General features: G+C 67.6%; 17 protein-coding genes and 1 pseudogene. 6 read left to right on the top strand and 12 right to left on the bottom strand.

Annotated features, from left to right (window positions below; translation table 11 throughout):
* Window positions 1–1,188 (top strand): heme biosynthesis protein HemY, encoded by a 1,188-nt coding sequence (locus tag NP80_RS25180; protein WP_006405813.1) that lies wholly within the window; start codon window positions 1–3, stop codon window positions 1,186–1,188.
* Between the two features lie 130 nt (window positions 1,189–1,318).
* Here NP80_RS25180 and NP80_RS25175 read toward each other — a convergent pair whose 3' ends face one another.
* The 3 genes from NP80_RS25175 to NP80_RS25165 form a co-directional block, all read right to left on the bottom strand.
* Window positions 1,319–2,623: an MFS transporter gene (locus tag NP80_RS25175; RefSeq protein ID WP_006408799.1), complete on the bottom strand. Its 1,305-nt coding sequence runs from the start codon at window positions 2,621–2,623 to the stop codon at window positions 1,319–1,321.
* Window positions 2,624–2,740: 117 nt separating this feature from the next.
* Complete coding sequence (locus NP80_RS25170) at window positions 2,741–3,499, bottom strand: SDR family oxidoreductase (RefSeq protein WP_035488651.1); 759 nt, start codon at window positions 3,497–3,499, stop codon at window positions 2,741–2,743.
* Between the two features lie 106 nt (window positions 3,500–3,605).
* The gene (locus tag NP80_RS25165) at window positions 3,606–5,045 is read right to left on the bottom strand and encodes an aldehyde dehydrogenase family protein (protein WP_006405810.1); all 1,440 of its coding nucleotides are present in this window, start codon (window positions 5,043–5,045) and stop codon (window positions 3,606–3,608) included.
* Window positions 5,046–5,318: 273 nt separating this feature from the next.
* On the opposite strand from NP80_RS25165, the gene ppa reads away from it, so the two are divergent.
* A complete protein-coding gene (gene ppa / locus NP80_RS25155; protein WP_006398629.1) occupies window positions 5,319–5,846 on the top strand; it encodes an inorganic diphosphatase in 528 nt (175 codons plus the stop codon).
* Window positions 5,847–5,901: 55 nt separating this feature from the next.
* Here the strand turns inward: ppa and NP80_RS25150 are convergent, their stop codons facing one another.
* A complete protein-coding gene (locus tag NP80_RS25150; RefSeq protein WP_006411303.1) occupies window positions 5,902–6,606 on the bottom strand; it encodes a GIY-YIG nuclease family protein in 705 nt (234 codons plus the stop codon).
* Window positions 6,607–6,883: 277 nt separating this feature from the next.
* Window positions 6,884–8,062, bottom strand: a complete 1,179-nt coding sequence (locus tag NP80_RS25145; protein ID WP_006405806.1) for a GNAT family N-acetyltransferase — start codon at window positions 8,060–8,062, stop codon at window positions 6,884–6,886.
* Window positions 8,063–8,162: 100 nt separating this feature from the next.
* Here NP80_RS25145 and NP80_RS25140 point away from each other — a divergent pair, with 100 nt between their 5' ends.
* Entirely contained in the window at window positions 8,163–9,887 is a 1,725-nt protein-coding gene (locus NP80_RS25140; protein WP_006411306.1) for an NAD+ synthase, read from the top strand.
* A 75-nt stretch (window positions 9,888–9,962) separates the two neighbouring features.
* Window positions 9,963–10,301, top strand: coding sequence for a P-II family nitrogen regulator (locus NP80_RS25135; protein ID WP_006398637.1), 339 nt, complete (start codon window positions 9,963–9,965; stop codon window positions 10,299–10,301).
* 145 nt (window positions 10,302–10,446) lie between these two features.
* On the opposite strand, the gene NP80_RS25130 is transcribed toward NP80_RS25135, so the two are convergent.
* A complete protein-coding gene (locus tag NP80_RS25130; RefSeq protein ID WP_006405804.1) occupies window positions 10,447–11,526 on the bottom strand; it encodes a porin in 1,080 nt (359 codons plus the stop codon).
* Window positions 11,527–12,075: 549 nt separating this feature from the next.
* Window positions 12,076–12,998: pseudogene (locus NP80_RS25125) on the bottom strand (LysR family transcriptional regulator).
* A gap of 133 nt (window positions 12,999–13,131) precedes the next feature.
* Between NP80_RS25125 and NP80_RS25120 the strand changes: the two are divergent.
* The gene (locus NP80_RS25120; RefSeq protein ID WP_006411302.1) at window positions 13,132–13,629 is read left to right on the top strand and encodes a GNAT family N-acetyltransferase; all 498 of its coding nucleotides are present in this window, start codon (window positions 13,132–13,134) and stop codon (window positions 13,627–13,629) included.
* Between the two features lie 66 nt (window positions 13,630–13,695).
* Here the strand turns inward: NP80_RS25120 and NP80_RS25115 are convergent, their stop codons facing one another.
* The 4 genes from NP80_RS25115 to NP80_RS25100 form a co-directional block, all read right to left on the bottom strand.
* Window positions 13,696–14,475: an ABC transporter ATP-binding protein gene (locus NP80_RS25115; protein ID WP_006398641.1), complete on the bottom strand. Its 780-nt coding sequence runs from the start codon at window positions 14,473–14,475 to the stop codon at window positions 13,696–13,698.
* Window positions 14,476–14,493: 18 nt separating this feature from the next.
* Entirely contained in the window at window positions 14,494–15,207 is a 714-nt protein-coding gene (locus NP80_RS25110; RefSeq protein ID WP_006398642.1) for an ABC transporter permease, read from the bottom strand.
* Window positions 15,204–15,893 carry an ABC transporter permease gene (locus NP80_RS25105; protein ID WP_006398643.1) on the bottom strand — a complete coding sequence of 230 codons (690 nt, stop codon included), beginning with the start codon at window positions 15,891–15,893 and terminating at the stop codon, window positions 15,204–15,206. The genes NP80_RS25110 and NP80_RS25105 overlap by 4 nt, the downstream gene beginning before the upstream one ends.
* Window positions 15,894–16,106: 213 nt before the next feature.
* Entirely contained in the window at window positions 16,107–16,883 is a 777-nt protein-coding gene (locus NP80_RS25100) for an ABC transporter substrate-binding protein (RefSeq protein ID WP_035947805.1), read from the bottom strand.
* A 358-nt stretch (window positions 16,884–17,241) separates the two neighbouring features.
* Here NP80_RS25100 and NP80_RS25095 point away from each other — a divergent pair, with 358 nt between their 5' ends.
* On the top strand, window positions 17,242–17,949 hold the full coding sequence (locus NP80_RS25095) for a pirin family protein (RefSeq protein ID WP_006405800.1): 708 nt from the start codon (window positions 17,242–17,244) through the stop codon (window positions 17,947–17,949).
* Window positions 17,950–18,020: 71 nt separating this feature from the next.
* On the opposite strand, the gene NP80_RS25090 is transcribed toward NP80_RS25095, so the two are convergent.
* Entirely contained in the window at window positions 18,021–18,581 is a 561-nt protein-coding gene (locus tag NP80_RS25090) for a Spy/CpxP family protein refolding chaperone (protein ID WP_006405799.1), read from the bottom strand.
* Window positions 18,582–18,674 lie beyond the last annotated feature (93 nt).

Below are 18,674 nucleotides of genomic sequence, written 5' to 3'. Positions count from 1 at the left end.
ATGACGCTTCGAGGAATCGTCTGGCTCGCGGTCCTGTTCGCGATCGCCGTCGCGCTCGCCACCGTCGGGCGTTTCGACGCCGGGCAGGTGCTGATCGTCTATCCGCCGTATCGCGTCGACGTGTCGCTGAACCTGTTCGTGATATCCGTCGTCGTGCTGTTCATCGTCGTGTATGCGTTGCTGCGCATCGTGCGCAACATCTGGCGGATGCCGCAGCGGGTCGCCGCCTATCGCGCGCGTACGCGCAACGAGAAGGCCCAGGCATCGCTGCGCGATGCGATCGCGAACCTGTACGCAGGCCGTTTCTCGCGTGCGGAGAAGGCCGCGCGCGAAGCGCTCGCCGTCGACGCGAACCAGGGCGCGGCGAGCCTCGTCGCGGCCACCGCCGCGCATCGGATGCACGAGTACACGCGCCGCGACGAGTGGCTGTCGAAGGTCGACGCGCCCGAATGGCAGGACGCGCGGCTGCTCGCGACGGCCGACATGCGTGCGGACGCGCGCGATGCCGACGGCGCGCTCGCCGCGCTCGCCGATCTGCAGGCGGGCGGCAAGCGCATTCATGCGCAGCAGGTCGCGCTGCGCGCGCAGCAGCAGCTGAAGAACTGGGCGGAAGTGCTGAAGCTCGCGAAGGCGCTCGAGAAGCGCGAGGCGCTGCATCCGGCGGCGGCCGTGCGGCTGCGGCAGCAGGCCGCCGAGAATCTGCTGCGCGAACGCCGTCACGATGCGGATGCGCTGCTCGAGATCTGGCAGTCGCTGTCGCCGGCCGAGCGGCAGTCGCCGCGCCTCGCCGATCTCGCGGCCGAGCTGCTGGTCGCGCTCGAGCGCCGTACCGAAGCGCGCCGCATCGTCGAGGATGCGCTCGCGCACAACTGGGACGCGCGTCTGCTGCGCCGCTATCCGGACACGGCCGGCGCCGATGCGCTGCCGCTGATCCAGAAGGCCGAAGGGTGGAAGAAGGATCATCCGGAGGATGCGGACCTGCTGTTCGCGCTCGGCCGCCTCTGCCAGCAGCAGCAGCTGTGGGGCAAGGCGCAGTCGTTCCTCGAGGCGGCGCTGAAGCTCGCCGACAACGAGGCGCTGAAGGTGCGCGCGCACCGCGCGCTCGCGCGGCTGTTCGAGCATCTCGGCGAAACCGACAAGGCCGCGAAGCACTACCGCGAAAGCGCGCTCGCGATCACCGTGGTGTGACGCGCGGCGTTTGCCGCTTGTGGCACGCGCAGCAAAAAACGATGCCCCGGACGCCTGACGGCTTTCGGGGCATTTTTCTTGTCGGTCGCGCGCGGCCAGGCCGCTTAGTCGCGGCTGCGGTACACCGGCATCATTTATCGACGAGCCGCTTCGGCACCGACAGCGCGAGCAGGCCGCCGAGCACGAGGAAGCCGGCCAGCATGTACATGCCCGCGTCGTTCGCGCCGGTCGCCTGCTTGAGCCAGCCCATCAGATAGGGGCTCAGGAAGCCCGCGAGGTTGCCGATCGAGTTGATCATCGCGATGCCCGCAGCGGCGGCCGCGCCGCCGAGGAACGCGGTCGGCAGGCTCCAGAACAGCGGCAGCGTCGTCAGGATGCCGATCGTCGCGAGCGTGAGGCCGAGCATCGCGAGCGCCGTCTCGTGTGCCCACACGACCGACAGCACGAGGCCGACAGCGCCGAGCGCGGCCGGAATCGCGAGGTGCCAGCGCCGTTCGCGATGCTTGTCCGCGCTGCGCGCGATCAGGATCATCGCGACGACCGCGACCGCATACGGCACGGCCGACAGCAGGCCGATCGCGAGCGTGTCGGTCACGCCGGTCGCCTTGATGATGGTCGGCAGCCAGAAGCCGACGCCGTACAGCCCCATCACGAACGAGAAGTAGATCAGCGCCATCAGCCATACGCGCGGGCTCGCCATCACCGCGCCGAGCGGCAGGTCTTCCTTCGTCGCTTCCTCCGCGTCGACGTTGCGCGCGAGCAGCGCCTTTTCCTCGTCGGTGAGCCACGTCGCTTTCGCGATCCGGTCGTCGAGCGCGAAGAACACGAGCACGCCGGCGAGCACCGACGGAATACCTTCGAGCAGGAACAGCCACTGCCAGCCGTGCCAGCCGCTGATGCCGTCGAACGCCTTCAGGATGAAGCCCGAGATCGGGCCGCCGATCACGCCCGACAGCGCGACGGCCGTCATGAAGAACGTCGTCATGCGGCCGCGCCGGTGCGCGGGATACCAGTAGGTCAGGTACAGGATCACGCCGGGAAAGAAGCCCGCTTCCGCGACGCCGAGCAGAAAGCGCATCACGTAGAACATCGCGGGCGTCGTCACGAACATCGTGAGGATCGAGATCACGCCCCACGTCGCCATGATCCGCGCGATCCAGACGCGCGCGCCCACCTTGTGCAGGATGATGTTGCTCGGCACCTCGAACAGGAAGTAGCCGAAGAAGAAGATACCCGCGCCGAGCCCGTATACGGTATCGCTGAGATTCAGGTCGCTCGCCATCTGCAGCTTCGCGAAGCCGACGTTGACGCGGTCGAGATACGCGACCACGTAGCAGAGCAGCAGCAGCGGCGTGAGCCGCCACGATACCTTCCGGTAGGTTGCTTCCTCGAATGCGCCGGACGAGCCCGGCAGCGACTGCGTCGATGTTGCCATGTTGTCTCCTGTCCTTGTCGTGAGCCGGCAGCGCACGGGTGCGGCGCCGGTTGTCGTGCTAGGCATTGCGGTGCAGCGATGCCGGCGCTCGCGCGCCGGGTCCGGCAGCAGCGGACGCTAGATGCAGCGGCCGCCGTCGACTTCGAGGCAGACGCCCGTGATGAATTCGGCTTCGTCGGACGCGAGATAGAGCGCCGCGTTCGCGATGTCCTGCGGCGTCGAGAAGCGGCCGAGCGGAATCGTCGCGAGGAAGCGGCGGCGATTCTCGGGCGTGTCTTCGCAGCCCATGAACTCGGTCATGAGCGCGGTCTCGCCGAGTACCGGGTTGATGCAGTTCACGCGGATGCGATCGGCGCCGAGCTCGGCCGCGAGCGACTTGCTCGCGGTGATCATCGCGCCTTTCGTGCTGTTGTACCAGACGAGGCCCGGGCGCGGCCGCACGCCGGCCGTCGAGGCGACGTTGACGAACACGCCGCCGCCCTGCGTGCGGAAATACGGCACGAAGGTCTGCACGCTCCAGAACAGGCTCTTCATGTTCACCGCGTACACGCGGTCGAACTCGGCTTCGGTCACGTCGAGCACGGGCTTGTTGCGATGCGTGGTGCCCGCGTTGTTCACGACGATCTGCACCGCGTGGAAATCGTCGAGCGCCGCCTGCAGTAGCGCGCGCCAGTCGTCGCTTTGCGACACGTCGCCCGCGACCGCGATCGCCTTGCCGCCCGCGAGCGCGATCTCGCTCGCGACACGCTCGGCCGCCGCGCCGTTCAGATCGTTGACGACGACGTTCGCGCCTTCGCGCGCATACGTCTTCGCGATGCCTTCGCCGAAGCCCGAGCCGCCGCCCGTGACGATCGCCGTCTTGCCGCTCAACCGCATGGTCTGTCTCCTGTATTCGATTCGTTGTCGTCGTATTGCTGCGCAGCCGATGCGCTGCACCGCGGCCGGCATGCACGGATGCGCGCGCCGCCGCCCGCGTGGCCGCTCAGCCGTGCCGGATCGCGATCGTCTTCAGCGCGGTGAAGCCGTACAGCGCCTCGAAGCCCTTTTCGCGACCGTGACCCGAATGCCCGGTGCCGCCGAACGGCAGTTCGACGCCGCCGCCGGCGCCGTAGTTGTTGATGAACACCTGGCCCGCGCGCACGCGCCGCGCGAGCCGCATCTGACGCGCGCCGTCGCGCGTCCAGATGCCGGCCACGAGCCCGTACGGCGTGCCGTTGGCGAGCGCGAGCGCTTCGTCTTCGTCGGCGAAGCGCATCGCGGCGAGCACGGGCCCGAACACTTCCTCCTGCGCGAGGCGATGCGACGGCGGCACGTCGCGCAGCAGCGCGGGCGCCTGGTAGAAGCCGGTTTCCGGCGCGTCCGCGACGACCTGCCCGTGCGCGGCCATCGGAATGCCGTCATGCTGCGCATCGGACAGGAAGTCCCACACGCGCTGCTGCTGCTTCGCGTTGATCAGCGGGCCGCAGTCGAGATCGGCGCGGCTCGGGCCGACGCGCAGCCCGTTGAATGCGGTCGCGAGCCGTTCGACGAGCGGCTCGTAGACAGCGCGCTCGATCAGCACGCGGCTGCCCGCCGAACAGGTCTGGCCGCCGTTCTGCACGATCGCCGACACGAGCACGGGCAGCGCCGCGTCGAGGTCGGCATCGGCGAACACGATCTGCGGCGACTTGCCGCCGAGCTCGAGCGTGACGGGCACGTGGTTCTCGGCGGCCATCTGCGCGACGAGCTTGCCGGTTGCCGGCGAGCCGGTAAACGAAATGTGGTCGATGCCCGGATGACGCGCGAGCGCGGCACCCGCCTCGTGGCCGTAACCGGTGACGATGTTCAGCGCGCCGGCCGGCAGCCCGGCTTCGGCCGCGAGCTGCGCGATGCGCAGCAGCGACAGGCAGGCGTCCTCGGCCGGCTTCACGACGCACGCGTTGCCGGCCGCGAGCGCCGCGCCGACGCTGCGCCCGAAGATCTGCATCGGATAGTTCCACGGCACGATGTGGCCCGTCACGCCGTGCGGCTCGCGTACGGTCAGCACCGTGTAGCCGGCCTGATAGGGCAGCGTTTCGCCGTGCAGCTTGTCGGCGGCGCCCGCGTAGAACTCGAAGTAGCGCGCGAGCGCGGCTGCGTCGGCGCGTGCCTGCTTGAGCGGCTTGCCGGTGTCGCGCGCCTCGATCGCGGCCAGTTCGTCGAGATGATCGGCGACGCGCATCGAAAGCCGCATCAGCACGCGGCCACGCTCGGCCGCGCTCGCGGCGCCCCACGCACCGGCGAACGCGTCGCGCGCGGCGGCGACGGCGCGCTCGATGTCCGGCGCGGTGCCGCGCGCGATCGTCGCGAACGGCTGGCCGTCGGACGGATCGATGACGGCGATCGTTTCCAGTTGCGCGGGCAACGTCCATTCGCCCGCGATGAAATGCTTTGCCTCTTCCATGCCTGCTCCTGTCGTGCCGGGCCACGTGGCGCCGGTGCCCGGCTGCGAGGCCGGTCGGTGGGTCGGAGTCGTGCTGTCGTGTCGCGGCGGCCGCGGCGGTGCCGCGCCGGATCGTGTCCGCGCGCCGGACATCGGGAACGATTATCGGCCGATCGTCGTCCGGACGCCACCGGTCGATTGGCTATAATGGCGCATTCCCTGCGGGGACGCCCGCGTCGCGCACCGGCCGCGGCGGCCCTGTCCCGACTTCCCATCGACCAACAGAGAGCGTTCATGAGCTTCAATCATGTTCCGGCCGGCAAGGACCTGCCGCAAGATTTCAACGTGATCATCGAGATTCCCGCGCAGAGCGATCCGGTGAAGTACGAGGCGGACAAGGAGTTGGGCCTCCTCGTCGTCGACCGCTTCATCGGCACCGGCATGCGCTATCCGGTGAACTACGGCTACATCCCGCAGACGCTGTCGGGCGACGGCGATCCGGTCGACGTGCTGGTGATCACGCCGTTCCCGCTGCTGGCCGGCTCGATCGTGCGTTCGCGCGCGCTCGGCATGCTGCAGATGACGGACGAGTCGGGCGTCGACGCGAAGCTGATCGCGGTGCCGCACGACAAGGTCTGCCCGATGACGGCGAACCTGAAGTCGATCGACGACGTGCCGGAGTACCTGAAGGACCAGATCAAGCACTTCTTCGAGCAATACAAGGCGCTCGAGAAGGGCAAGTGGGTGAAGGTCGAAGGCTGGGCCGGCATCGATGCCGCGCACAAGGAAATCACCGACGGCGTCGCGAACTACAAGAAGTAAGCGGCGCGCCGGCCCGGCGGCCGGTTCGCGGTGCAGGCAAACCGCGCGAGTCTCGTCACGAGGCCGCGCGGTTTTGTTTTGTGCGGCCGGTTTTGCGTGGCGCGGCGGCGATGGAGCGCGCGGATGGCGGGCGCTTCGGTCCGGATGTCGGGGCATTGGGGGCTGTTGCCGGTTGTGCGGCTTTTGCAGGCTTTGTGCTTTTTTCGGCGCGTGCCGGCGCCGGTACCTTCGTCGGCTTGGCCGTCCTTTTCGTCTTCGTCGCCTTCTCGACCTGCGGCGCTTTCGCGCTGCGGATGGCCGGGACAGGCGTTTCGGCCCCCGTGGCCTGCTGCGCGCGCGTCGCTCCGCGTGCGGCCTTCGATGGCCCGATCGCGTCGGCCGATTTCTCCACGGCAACCGATGCTTTCGCGCCACGTCGCCGGCCGGCACCCGTACGCGGAGGCTGGCCGGCCGCAACGCGCTCCACTTCGTCTTCGACCGCGAACAGCGCGGCCGGCAAGACCGACGCAAGCGTCCGGATACCGGCGGCCAGTTCGCGCTTTTGCGTGGCGGTCAGCCGTTTCACCCAGTATTCGGCCTTCGACGCGATCGACCGGTCGGGCAACGGAAACGACGCGAGCACGGCGCGCGGCTTGCGCGAGCGCGTGTAGCGCGCGCCCTTGCCGGCCGCGTGTTCGTCGAAGCGCGCGGCGACGTCGGTCGTGATGCCCGTGTAGACGCTGTCGTCGACGCATTCGATCAGATACAGAAACCAGGACATGACCAATCGGCGGAGTGCGGAACCGCAAGTGTCTCAGAAATGGCATGCGCGATCGCGGGCGATTGCGGCGAAGGGCGCGAACGCGGCGCGCGCGGGGCGGGGCGACGAACGCGCGGAATCCGGCCGGGTCGCGACGTGATTGCCGATGCGTCGTCTCGTGCCACATCGCGAACCGCGAGCCTCCGTATCGCGCCGGCGCACCGATCGACCGCGCATCGACGACGTTCGCGTTGCCGCACGAACGTCGCGCCGAGACGTCGGGCGGGATGCGGCGACGCTAGCTTCGGCTGCGCCGAAACGGATCGTGCTCGCGCAATTCGTCGACGTACGCGTGGATATGCTCGGTCTCGCGTTCGAGAAAGTGCGCGACCGCGTCGGCGAAGGCCGGATGCGCGAGCCAGTGCGCGGAGTGCGTGACGGTCGGCAGAAAGCCGCGCGCGAGCTTGTGCTCGCCTTGCGCGCCGCCTTCGAACGTGTCGAGTTCCGCTTCGATGCAGAACTCGAGCAGCTGATAGTACGCCGTCTCGAAATGCAGGCAGGGCACGTGCTCGAGCGCCCCCCAGTAGCGGCCGTACAGCGTGCCGCCGCCATGCTCGCCGCGGCGATAGACGGCCAGCGCGCTCGCGATCGGCTGCCCGTCGGCTTCGGCGATCACGAGCAGCAGGTTCTCGGGCATCGTCGCGCCGATCGCGCGGAAGAAGTCGAGATTCAGGTACGGGCTCGAATAGTGTTCGCGATAGGTCTGCCGGTAGCAGCGCGTGAAGAAGCGCCAGTCCGCATCGGTAATGCGCTCGCCGGTGAGCCGCCGGAACGTGACGCCCGCGTCGCGCACCTTGCGGCGCTCCGCGCGGATGTTCTTGCGCTTTTTCTGTTCGAGCGTGCCGAGGAAGTCGTCGAAGTGCCGGTAGCCGTCGTTGACCCAGTGGAACTGCACGCCTTCGCGCAGCATCATCCCCATCGATTCGAGCAGCCGCGCCTCGTCGCCGGTCGGGAACAGCACGTGCAGCGACGATGCGTCGCTCTGCTCGGCGAACGCGAGCAGCGTCGCGGCGAGACGGCGGCGCGCGTCGTCGTCGACGGCGAGCAGCCGCGTGCCCTGCACCGGCGTGAACGGTACCGCGCACAGCAGCTTCGGGTAGTACGACAGCCCGTTGCGCTGATAGGCGTCGGCCCAGGCCCAGTCGAACACGTATTCGCCGTACGAATGCTGCTTCGCATAGACGGGCGCGGCCGCCGCGAGCCGGCCCGTGCGCGCGTCGGTCAGCGTGACGAAGTGCGGCGACCAGCCGGTTTCGTCGACCGCGCAGCGCGCGACATGCAGCGCGTCGAGGAACTCGTGGCGCAGGAACGGCGTCGGCTGCGCGTCGCGCGCGAGCAGCGTGTTCCATTCGTCGGCCGCGACCTCGGCCGGGGACGACAGGATGCCCGTGCGATAATCGATGCGTTCGTGTTTCAAGCGTGAATCCGTACCGTTTGGATGTCGCCGGTTGCGTGCGCGCCCCGCGACGTTTTCGTCAGCCGTTCACCGCGCGCCGCCCGGCTGCGCCGCTCCCGTCATGAAGACCCGACTCGCTCTCGCCCAGATCAACGTCACCGTCGGCGACTTTGCCGGCAACGTCGCGCGCATCGTCGCGGCGGCCCGTGCCGCGCACGAAGATGGTGCGCACCTGATGATCGCGCCGGAACTCGCGCTGTCCGGCTATCCGCCGGAAGACCTGCTGCTGCGTCCCGCGTTCTACGCGGAAGCGGCCGCCGCGCTCGACGCGCTCGCCGATGCGCTCAAGCCGCTCGACGGGCTCGCGGTGCTGGTCGGTCATCCGCTGCGCGGTGCGCCAGGCGTCGATGGTAATGCAAACCGCCCGATCGAGCGCGGCGTGCCGCCGGTCGACACGTACAACGCGGCGTCGCTGATCGTCGGCGGCCGGATCGTCGGCACCTACCGCAAGCAGGATCTGCCGAACGCCGAGGTGTTCGACGAGAAGCGCTATTTCGCGACCGACGCCGAGCCGCTCGTCTTCGAGCTCAACGGCGTGAAATTCGGCGTGATCATCTGCGAGGATGCGTGGCACGCGTCGGCCGCGCAGATCGCGAAGGCGGCCGGCGCGCAGGTGCTGCTGATCCCGAACGGCTCGCCGTACCACATGAACAAGGAAGCGATGCGCGTCGACATCCTGCGCGCGCGGATCCGCGAGACGGGGCTGCCGATGGTGTACGTGAACCTCGTCGGCGGGCAGGACGAACTGGTGTTCGACGGCGGCTCGTTCGTGCTCGACGGGCAGGGCACGCTCGTCGCACAGATGCCGCAGTTCGACGAGGGGCACGCGATCGTCGAATTCGACGGCGCGCGGCCGCTGCCCGGCGCGATCGCGCCGCCGCTGCCGGTCGAGGCACAGGTCTATCGCGCGCTCGTGCTCGGCGTGCGCGACTACATCGGCAAGAACGGCTTTCCGGGCGCGCTGATCGGGCTGTCGGGCGGCGTCGATTCGGCGCTCGTGCTGGCCGTCGCGTGCGATGCGCTCGGGCCCGAGCGCGTGCGCGCCGTGATGATGCCGTCGCGCTACACGGCCGACATCTCGACGACGGACGCGGCCGACATGGCGCGGCGCGTCGGCGTGCGCTACGACGAGATCGCGATCGCGCCGATGTTCGACGCGTTCCGGGCGGCGCTCGCCGCCGAATTCGTGGGCCGCGCGGAAGACGCGACCGAGGAGAACATCCAGGCGCGCATCCGCGGCACGCTGCTGATGGCGCTGTCGAACAAGTTCGGCTCGATCGTGCTGACCACCGGCAACAAGAGCGAGATGGCGGTCGGCTACTGCACGCTGTACGGCGACATGGCGGGCGGCTTCGCGGTGCTGAAGGACATCGCCAAAACGCTGGTCTACCGGCTGTGCCGCTACCGGAACGCGACGTCCGACTACGGGCGGCGCGACATCATCCCCGAACGGATCCTCACGCGCGCGCCGTCGGCCGAACTGCGCGAGAACCAGACCGACCAGGACAGCCTGCCGCCTTACGACGTGCTCGACGCGATCATGCGGATGTACATGGAAGAGGACCGCCCGCTCGCCGAAATCGTCGCGGCCGGCTACGCGCCGGCCGACGTCGCGCGCGTGACGCGGCTCATCAAGCTCAACGAGTACAAGCGGCGCCAGGCGCCGATCGGGATTCGCGTCACGCACCGTGCGTTCGGGCGCGACTGGCGTTATCCCATCACGTCGCGCTTTGCCGAACGCCTTGGCGAACGCCTTGGCGAACGCCTCGGCGAAGGCCTTGACTGAGCCGCGCGCGACGTCGGCGGCTTACAATCGGGATCGCGATTTTTCATTCCACACGAGCATTGAGGGACAACCATCATGAAACGCATCACTGCCATCATCAAGCCGTTCAAGCTGGACGAAGTCCGCGAAGCGCTCGCCGAAGTGGGGCTTACCGGGCTGACCGTGACCGAAGTGAAGGGCTTCGGCCGCCAGAAGGGGCATACCGAGCTGTATCGCGGCGCCGAATATGTCGTCGATTTCCTGCCGAAGATGAAGATCGAGGTGGTCGTCGCCGAAGCGCAGGTCGATCAGGTCATCGACGCGGTGATCGGTGCGGCGCGCACCGGCAAGATCGGCGACGGCAAGATCTTCGTGTCGGACGTCGAGCGCGTGATCCGCATCCGCACCGGCGAGGAGAACGAAGCGGCCGTCTGAGCGCCGCATCGCTTCACGGCATGGGCCGCGCAATCCGGCCCGCCAATAAAAAACGGTGCGGATACCCGATTGGGTACCGCACCGATACGCGCCTCTCGCAGCAGCGTGGAAAGCGTTGTCGAATCGTTCTTTGGACGGCGCCTGATCAGAACAGGTGCTGGATGCCGGCGTAGACGCCGGTCTGGCTGCCGCCCGGATGCGGGTTGCCGGTCGACACGGCCGTGCCGGCCGGGTTCGCGTTCAGGCCGAAGTTCGCCGTCGAGCTGTTGCGCACCGTCGCGACCTGCAAGTCGAACAGCGTGCGCTTCGAGATGTTGTACGAGCCGCCGACCGTGTAGATGTTCGCGTTGCCGCCGCCGTGGTTCGCGTTCACGTGATACACGGCTGCGATCAGTGCCGCGGCCGGCGTCGCCTGCCACGTCACGCCGCCCCAGACTTGCTGGGTGCCGGTCACGCCTGCGTTCGCTGCGGGGCCGCCGCTGCCGTCGGCGCGCGAGGCCTGGTAAGCAGCCTGCAGCTTGAACTGGCCGAGGAACACGTTCAGGCCCGCGAAATATTCGCGCGAGTAGTTGAACACGTCCGAGAAGCGGCCGTTGCTGTCGCGCGTTTCGTCATAGATGCCGCGCAACTGGAACAGCGAGTTCGTGTACGTGATCTGCGCGCCGGCTGCACGACCCGGCTGGCCGGCCGTCGTGTTGCCGTTGAAGCTGGTCGAGTTCGAGAACGAGAACTGGCCGTAGAAGTCGAGGCCGTAGAACTGCGGCGACTGATACGACACGTTGTTGCTGGTCTTGTTCCAGTTGCGGCCGCGCACGAGCGACGCGGTCGACCAGTTCGACTGGCCGAACGGGTCGAAGTCCCACACGCCGTTTGCGATCGCGAGTTCGCGACCGAGCAGCAGCGTACCGTAGCGGTCGTTGGAGATACCGACGGTCGCGAAACGATCCCAGATCGAGCCGCTGAAGCCGCCCGTCATCGTGTTGAACGCGCCTTCCAGGTGGAACAGGATCTTGTTGCCGCCGCCGATGTCTTCGGTGCCCTTCAAGCCCCACAGGCTCGTGCCCCAGTCGCCGCTTTCCGCGCGGAATTGGTGACCGTTTTGGAAGCCGTTCATGTATTCGAGGCCGGCATCCAGGCGACCGTACAGCGTCACGCTGCTCTGTGCATGCGCCGTCACCACCCCAGCAGCCATCAGCGCGGCCGCGACCAAAGCTTTCTTCATCATCTCCTCCATACCCTGTCAAAAAGTCAACCCAGACTGCACGAGATGCCCGACGCGGCGAGCGGCGGGCAAAAGCGGGATAACCAGGGAGACCTCGTGCAGGGCCGGGTCGGCGCAGCACGCGGGGCAAGCGGACGGGAGTGCCGTTGAGCGGTCCCGCGCGGCCGGGTGGGTCTGCGGGGTCTCCTTGTTGTGTCGTGAAGCTAAACTACATTTCACGCACTTCGTTTTGCTACTTTGGTTACTAATTTAGCAAAAATACAATTTTGTGGCGACGGAAATCGTTGTTTGACTAACACGTGTCGCCAAATTGCCATGCAACACGGCCCGCGACGGCCGTGCGCGCGCCGCCGATCGCCGGAAAACCCTTGTCCGACAAGGGAGACACGATTTCGGCGAATCGGGATCAAGGATTGCCAGTATTGACGTCGATAAAACGCCGGCGTATGCGGGCAGAGCGCGGAATTGGTAAGTAATTCGTAATGATTTCGGCGGGTAAGGGATGCGCTCGCGCGTTCGGCAGCGATGTCTCGCCGCGCTCCGTGCGGCGCGCTAGGCGTGCGGCCGCGCCTCCAGCAGGCGCGCGCGAATCCAGCGGTGCGCGTCGGTGCGCGCATGCTTCGCGTGCGAGTAGACCTTCAGCGTGTAGCGCGGAATCTCGAACGGCGCGGGAAAGAGGCGGATCGGCGCGGCGTGCCGCAGCGTCTGCGCGGCGCGGTTCGGCACGGTCATCAGCAGCGCGGATTGCGCGATCATGAATGGCGCGGCCAGCACGGTCGGCAGTTGCACCGCGACGTCGCGCGCGAGGCCGAGCCGGTCCAGCACGTAATCGATCACGCCGCGCGATTCGTTCCACGGCGTGACGACCACGTGGCGCGCCGCCAGATACTGGTCGAGCGTCAGGCGTCGGCGGATCGTCGGGTGGGCGGCACTCGCGATCACGACATAGTCGTCCGCGAACCAGTCGAAGTCTTCGATACCCGGCGCATCGGCGACCGCTTCCTCGTGATAGCCGAGCGCGAAATCGATGCGGCCGGCGGCCAGTTCGTCGACGGCGATCTTCCGGTCGGAATGGACGACGCGGATCCGCAGTCGCGGCGCCGCCTCCTGGATCTGCGCGACGAACGCCGGCAGCACAGCGAACGCCGTGTAGTCGGTCGCCGCGAATACGAAGGTGCGGTCGCTGTGCGCCGGATCGAAGCGCCGCGCCCGCGCGAGCCCTTTCGACATCGCGTCGAGCGCGTCGCCGGCCCAGGTCGCGATGTCGTCCGCGCGCACGGTCGGCTGCATCTCGTTGCCGAGGCGCACGAACAGCGCGTCGCCGATCGCGTCGCGCAGCCGTGCGAGCGCGTGGCTCAGCGCGGACGGACTCATCGCGAGCTCGTATGCGGCCGCGGCCACCGAGCGCGGTGGCGGTACAGCGCGTCGAAGACGAGCAGCAGGTTCAGGTCGAGACGGCGCAAATCGTGATGCATGGCGTTCAGATCCGAATGAAAAAACTGCACTTCCTGCAGGCGCGACGCGAACGTAGCATGTCGGTTCGACGAGCGCCAGCGCGAATCGCGGCGCTCTCTCCGTTTTCGTCCGGGCCGAAGGAGGGCTCCTGCCGTGCAAATCGACATCCGCCGCGCGACCGTCGCCGACGTGCCGCTGATCCTGCGTTTCATTACCGAGCTGGCCGTCTACGAGAAAGCCGAGCACGAGGTCGTCGCGACGCCTGCATCGCTCGAGCGCAGCCTGTTCGGCGACGCGTCGCCCGCGCGCGCGCTGATCTGCGAAGTCGACGGCGAGCCGGCCGGCTTCGCCGTGTATTTCTTCTCGTATTCGACCTGGCTCGGTCGGCAGGGGCTGTATCTGGAGGATCTGTACGTCTCGCCGCGCTTTCGCGGCGCGGGCGCCGGCCTGCGGCTCCTGAAGACGCTCGCGCGGATCGCCGTCGAGTCGGGCTGCGGCCGTTTCGAATGGAGCGTGCTCGACTGGAACGAACCGGCGATCCGCTTCTACGAAAGCGTCGGCGCGGCGCCGCAGAGCGAGTGGGTGCGCTACCGGTTGGCGGGCGACGCCTTGCGCGCATTCGCCGCCGACGCGCCGGTCGACGCCACGTAAACGCAAAACGAGCGCCGCGCGGCGAACCGCGGGGCGCTCGTTTTGCGCGGCGGGACGCGCGGCGCGTTACTTGAGGCTGCCCGACAGAAACTGCTTCAGGCGCTCGCTCTTCGGGTTCGCGAACACGTCGGCCGGCACGCCTTCTTCCTCGACGCGCCCCTGGTGCAGGAACATCACGTGGTTCGAGACGTTGCGCGCGAAACCCATCTCATGCGTGACGACGATCATCGTGCGACCTTCCTCGGCGAGCTTCTGCATCACCTTCAGCACTTCGCCGACGAGTTCCGGATCGAGCGCGGAAGTCGGCTCGTCGAACAGCATCACGTCCGGATGCATCGCCAGCGCGCGCGCGATCGCGACGCGCTGCTGCTGGCCGCCCGACAGGTGCGACGGATACTGCTTCTCGACGCGCGGCGCGAGCCCGACCTTCTCGAGATACTCGCGCGCGCGCTCCTCGGCTTCCTTCTTCGAAATGCCGAGCACGTGCACGGGCGCTTCCATCACGTTCTCGATCACGTTCATGTGCGACCACAGATTGAAGTGCTGGAACACCATCGCGAGCTTCGTGCGTACGCGCTGCAGCTGCTTCGGATCGGCGGCGCGCAGTGCGCCCGTCTTGTCGGCCGCGGTGCGCACTTCCTCGCGGTCGACGAAGATGCGGCCCGCATTCGGCTGCTCGAGGAAGTTGATACAGCGCAGCATCGTGCTTTTGCCGGAGCCGGACGAGCCGATCACGCTGATCACGTCGCCGGCGTTCGCCTTCAGCGACACGCCCTTGAGCACCTCGTTGCTGCCGTACCGCTTGTGAAGATCGTCGACGAAAAGCTTCTGGGTCTGGGAATTCATGAATAGTCCTGCGGAAACTTACTTGCCTTGCGGGCGCAGATACGCGAGCCAGCGGCGCTCGGCGCGGCGGAACAGCCAGACGAGCGTGAAGGAGATCACGAGATAGAGCAGGGCGGCGATCCCGAATGCGTGGAACGACATGTAGGTCGCCGAGTTGACGTCGCGCGCGATCTTCAGGATGTCGGGCACGGTCGCGGTGAACGCGACGGTCGTGGCGTGCAGCATCAGGATCACTTCGTTGCTGTAGAGCGGCAGCGAGCGGCGCAGCGCGGACGGCAGGATCACGCGGCGGTACATCGTGAACGTCGACATCCCGTACGCGCGCGCGGCTTCGATCTCGCCGTACGACGTCGCCTTGATCGCGCCCGCGAAGATCTCGGTGGTATACGCGCAGGTGTTCAGCGTGAACGCGAGCAGCGTGCAGTTCATGCCTTCGCGGAAGAACGCATCGAGCATCGGCGTGCCGCGCACGACCTGCAGGCTGTACAGGCCCGTATAGCAGAGCAGCAGCTGCACGTAGAGCGGCGTGCCGCGGAACACGTAGGTATAGAGCCATACCGCGCGCGACAGCCATTTGCGCTTCGACACGCGCGCGACCGCGAGCGGCACCGACAGGCAGAACCCGAGCCCGATCGACACGACGAGCAGCCACAGCGTGATCGCGACGCCCGTGATCCGGTAGCCGTCGGTGTACAGATAGTTGCGCCAGTATTCTTGGATGAGTTCGATCATAGGTCTGCCTTGCGGACGCCGGTCGAGTAGCGCTTTTCAAGCCACATCAGCACGAAGTTCGAGATCGTCGTGATGGCGAGGTAGATCGCGCCGGCGATCAGCGTGAAGAAGAAGAACCGCAGCGTGCCCTTGCCGGCATCCTGCGACGCCTTCACGACGTCGGCGAGACCGATGATCGACACGAGCGCGGTGGACTTCACGAGCACCTGCCAGTTGTTGCCGATGCCCGGCAGCGCGAAGCGCATCATCTGCGGGAACATGATCCGCGTGAACACCTGCCAGTTCGTCATGCCGTACGCGCTGCCCGCTTCGAGCTGGCCGCGCGGCACCGACAGGAACGCGCCGCGGAACGTTTCGGTGAAGTACGCGCCGTAGATGAAGCCGAGCACGAGCACGCCGGCGAGGAACGGGTCGATGTCGATCTGATCCCAGCCGAGCGCGTCGGTCGCCATGTTCAGCCAGATCTGGATGCTGTAGAACAGCAGCAGCATCAGCACGAGATCGGGCACGCCGCGGATCAGCGTCGTATAGACGGTGCCGACGCCGTTCGCGATGCGGTTGCGGGACAGTTTGGCGGCCGCGCCGACGAGACCCAGCAGGAACGACAGCGCGAGCGAAAGCACCGCCAGTTTGACGGTTTGCCAGGTGCCTGCGAGGATCAGCGGGCCGTAACCTTGTAGAAACATATGTGGTCCCTGACGGCGCATCGGCTGCGCCGCGAAAGACGCGCCCGCCAAGCTGCGCGGAACGCCCCGTACGTATCATGCCGTCCGCCCCGGCATCGGAGCCGGGCGCGCCCGCGATGCAAGCGGCGGGCGAGGGGCGGGCGGCGCGTGGTTGACTGCCTGTACTGCGCGGGGGCGGGGCCGCCCCCGCATCCGCTGCGCCCGTCGCGGCGCTCAGCGCGCCGAGTAGACGCTGAACGAGAAATACTTGTGCGACAGACGGTCGTACGTGCCGTCCTTGTGCATGTCGGCCAGCGCCTTGTTGATGCGGATCTTCAGGTCCGTATCTTCCTTGCGCAGCCCGATCGCGGTGCCGTCCCCGATCGTCTTCGGATCCTTCACCTCGGGGCCCGCGAACGCGAAGCCCTTGCCGCGGGGCGTGCGCAGGAAGCCGTAGTCGGCCTGCAGTTCGTCCTGCAGCGTCGCGTCGAGGCGGCCCGAGCCGAGATCGGCATAGACCTGGTCCTGGTTCTGGTAAGGAACGATCGTGACGCCCTGCGGTTCCCAGTACGTCTTCGCGTAGGTTTCCTGCGTCGAGCCCTGCTCGACGCCGACGCGCTTGCCTTTCAGCGACGCGACCGTCGGCTGCAGCGGCGAGCCGGCCTTCGCGATCATCCGCGCCGGCGCGTCGTAGACCTTGTCGGAAAAGTCGATCTGCTCGCGGCGCTTGTCGGTGACCGTCAGCGACGACACGATGATGTCGTACTTCTTCGCCTTCAGCGCCGGGATGATGCCGTCGAGATCCTGCGCGACCCATACGCACTTGACGCCGATGCGCTTGCAGATTTCCTTCGTGAGATCGACATCGAAACCGACGATCTCGCCGCTCGGCGCGGTCGATTCGAACGGCGGGTAGCTCGCGTCGACGCCGATCCGCACGGTCTTCCACTCCTTCGCGAAGGCGCTGCCCGCCACGAGGGCGAGGGCGGCGCACAGGGCGGCCTTCTTCATTTCCATCCTTCTGTTGCTGACGTTCCGGGCGCGCACGCGGCCGGTCGGGCCGGGCGTCGCGGCGTATTCTAGACGGCCAAAATTCGCCGTTCGGCGCTTTGGCGGCGGCGGCCGCCGGATCGGCGGACGCCAAAAGGGCGGTATTTTACCCGAACGCGATACCCGGAAAACGGCAATCGGGCCGGCCGCGCGATTCTTTGCTTCGGCTGTTGCGGTAATCGTTCTATTGGCAACGGTCATTGCGTCGATTGCGTGCGCGAATGCAACGATGCGGTGCGTGCGCGCGGATTGTTGCCGAATCGGCGCGCCCCTACAGTGCAGCCTATCCAGAAAAACAGGTTTCACGGAGTGTCGCCTCATGTTCCAGATCCGCCGCGCCGTCGATCGCGATCAGCGCAGCTACGGCTGGCACGAATCCCGTCACAGTTTTCCGTGCGACGGCGCGGGCCGCGTGCCGCCGCGTTACGGCGCGCTGCTCGAGCTCACCGAAGCGTGCATCGCGCCGACGCGCGGGTTCGGGATGCAGCCGTACCGCGACGTCGAGATTCTGACGATCGTGCTCGACGGCGCGCTCGGCTATCGCGACACGCTCGGTAACGGCGCGATCGTCCGCGCCGGCGGCGTGCAGCGCACGCGCGCGGGCGCCGGCATCATGGTCAGCGAAGCCAACGCGTCGCATGAGCGGCCGGTGCGGCTGTTGCGGATCCGGCTCGCGCCGGACGCGCGCGGCGGCGCGCCCGACTACGCGCATCGCTATTTCGCCGAGGAGGACAAGCGCGGCCGGCTGCAGCCGATCGCGTCGCCGGACGCGCGCGACGGGGCGCTGCGCGTCGACGCCGATGCACGCATCTTCGCGGCACTGATCGACGGCGACGAGCGTGTCGTCCACGCCGTGCCGGCCGGGCGCCGGGTCTACGCGCACGTCGTGCGCGGCGACGTCGAGATCGGCGGTCATCCGCTGGGCGCGGGCGACGGCGTGCGGATCGCCGGCGTCGATACCGTTGCGCTGACACAGGGGCGCGAGGCCGAGGTTCTGCTGTTCGACGTGGCCGGCCACGACGCCTGAAACGAAACAGGGGACGCCGGCCGTAAGGCCGCGTCCCCCCGCGCCGCCGCGCGCGGCGGCGAGCCGGGCGCTTACTGCGCCGGCGCCGAAGCGGCCTTCGCCGCCTTCGCGGCTTCGCGATGCTGCTGCCAGCGCGCCTTCATCTGCTCGTGGCGCTGTTCCATGCGTGCGAACTGCTGCTTGAGCGCGGTGCTGACCGTGGCCTTCTGCTGGTCGTTCAGCCCGTTGTAGAACGCGAGCCATGCGGCCGACGTCTGCTCGCGCAGCTGTGCGTTCTGCTGCTCGGCCTGCTGGCGCGCCGTGTGCATCGCGTTCAGGTCGAGGATCGGCTGGTTCTGCTGCGCCTTGAATTGCTCGCGCATCTGTTCGTGGCTCTTGCGCATCGCTTCGCGGTTCTGCTTCATCGTGTTGAGCGCGGTCTGCCACTGCTGTTCCTGCGACGCGTTCAACTTCAGCTGATCGTGCAGCTTCAGCATCACGCCGAACGGGCCGCCGTCGTGATCGTGCATGTGGTGCATGCCGGGGCCGCGTTGCGGCGGCGCGTCGGCGGACTGGGCGGCATGCGCGGTGCCGAATGCGAGGGCGAGCACGGTGGCGGCCGCCATGGCCACGCGGGAAGTCTTCTTATACATTTCAGAAACTCCTTGTATTCAGAGGGTCCGGCGATGCGGCCGCGGGGCGACCCGCCTGCCGCATCCGGTAAGACGCAGGTTAGCGGCGCAGGC

The sequence above is a fragment of the Burkholderia multivorans ATCC BAA-247 genome (assembly GCF_000959525.1).
Taxonomy (GTDB): domain Bacteria; phylum Pseudomonadota; class Gammaproteobacteria; order Burkholderiales; family Burkholderiaceae; genus Burkholderia; species Burkholderia multivorans.
The sequence above is the reverse complement of the archived record's forward strand: the minus strand, read 5'-3'. Positions and strand labels throughout refer to the sequence as shown.